The organism is Alcanivorax sp. HI0044, from assembly GCF_001634945.1.
On record NZ_LWEZ01001878.1, the window covers coordinates 1 to 1,821 of the forward strand.

1 protein-coding gene and 1 pseudogene are annotated in these 1,821 nt (G+C 59.8%); one reads left to right on the plus strand and one right to left on the minus strand.

The genetic code is table 11. From position 1 onward, the window contains the following. Window positions 1–783 (plus strand): annotated as a pseudogene (locus tag A3730_RS32360) (hypothetical protein); the annotation flags it as partial. A gap of 124 nt (window positions 784–907) precedes the next feature. Here the strand turns inward: A3730_RS32360 and A3730_RS27965 are convergent. Next, a complete protein-coding gene (locus A3730_RS27965; RefSeq protein WP_231880648.1) occupies window positions 908–1,552 on the minus strand; it encodes a lysophospholipid acyltransferase family protein in 645 nt (214 codons plus the stop codon). Between the last annotated feature and the right edge of the window lie 269 nt (window positions 1,553–1,821).

Sequence of the window (1,821 nt, forward strand, 5' to 3'; positions counted from 1 at the left end):
GAAGAAGACGGCAAGAGGGTTGCGCGTCTGGCCATGAACGGGGGCACCGCGTCGGTTGCCTGGCATTACCGTGATGCGGATTCCAACACCCTGCTCACCGGCAGCACCGATGGTTACACCATTCCTAACGGTAACCAGTGCGTGACCTGTCACGCCAATGATGACCAACCGGCTGGCAGTGCCCCCATTGGGCCCAAGCCGCGTAACCTGAACCGTGCCTACAAAGCAGAATCTGCCTTTATGGGCACCAGCGGTCAGGCCGGCTTCCCGGCGGTAAACCAGATCAAGCAGTNGAAAGATCTGGGGATTCTGACCGGCGTGCCGGAGTTGACCATCAGCAATGGGGTGGCCACCAACATTGAGCACTTGCCGCGCTGGAATGTGCCCGGTGACAGCGGTGAAACCGCCAACTCAGCGGCGGATATCGAAAGCCGTGTGCGTGCCTATCTGGAAGTGAACTGTCAGCACTGCCACAACGACAAGGGCGCCGCGTCCAACACCGGTTATTACCTGGATCACTTCCGCGATGTGAACGCCAGCTACGGGGTGTGCAAGAAGCCCACGGCCACCGGCGGCGGCTCCTGTGGTCGCCAGCATGTACTGGTTCCCGGCAGCGCAGGCAGCTCCATCGTCTCCTGTCGCGTCGCTGCAGAAGATGATCCGCAGAAAATGATGCCACCGATTGCCCGCAGCGTTGCCCATGGCGAAGCCACCGCGCTGATGGATCAGTGGATCAATAATGTGGTGGATAGCAGCTATACGAACGCTAGCGCCTGTAACTGATAGCCCCCTCCCTCCTCTCCGGCACCATCGGAGGGGAGTGCAACACCCCCTCCCTGCAAAGGGAGGGTTCTTAGGGCCTGTTAACAGACCCTAGCCGCTCTGCGGCCGCTATACGCGTCAGGCATCAGGCATCAGGCGTTTGGCGTCCAGCGCTCTTCTTTTTATCTCGAATGGCTTTCAACGGTGCAGACAATTTGTCCGGATGACGCGGATGAATGGCCGCATAGCATTGAAAAATTTCGGCCAGATCCTTCTCTACATCGCCACACGGCTCAATCACGCGAGCAAAGGTAATTTCCTTTTTCCGGTAGTCCGCAGTGGCCACCACAATCGGCACACCCGCCTGCTGGGCGATCCGGTAGAAGCCGGTCTTCCATTGTGTCGCCCCGCCCCGGGTGCCTTCCGGCGCCACCACCATCACCAGCTTGTCGCGGCTATTAAACTGCTCCACGGTCTGCTCAACCACACCACCCGCCTTGTGCCGGGCAATGGGCAACGCCCCCATCCAGCGCAGAATGGCCCCAAACGGCCCCTTGAAGGCGCTGTCCTTGATCATCACGTGAGCATCCAGCCCCAGCTGCATCATGGCCGCCAGGGTATAAATGCCATCCCAGTTGGACGTATGCGGCCCGCCGATAATTACCGCCTTGGGCACCGCCGGCATGGGGTTGGTCACCCGCCAGCCTGCCAGGCGCAAAAAGCCACGGGCAAGCCACCGGGAGAAGGCATTTCCGCGACGGGGATAATCAGAGTCCAGGGCTGATGGCATGGGATTGTCCATTGCAAAGAGAGCGGCGATCATACGCACGCGGCCCAATGATCACATTGGCACTAACGCCCAACGCACTCACAAGGCGATAACCGGCCCATGGACACCCTGCACTACCTGACAGGCTACCCCGCCCAGATCCAGCAACAGGCCCAAATCCTGCTGGACCAGGGGCAGCTGGGGGATTATCTGCAACAGCGCTATCCCGACAAGCATGAGATTCAAGGTGACAAGGCCCTGTTTCAATACGCCAACCCCCTCAAGCAACA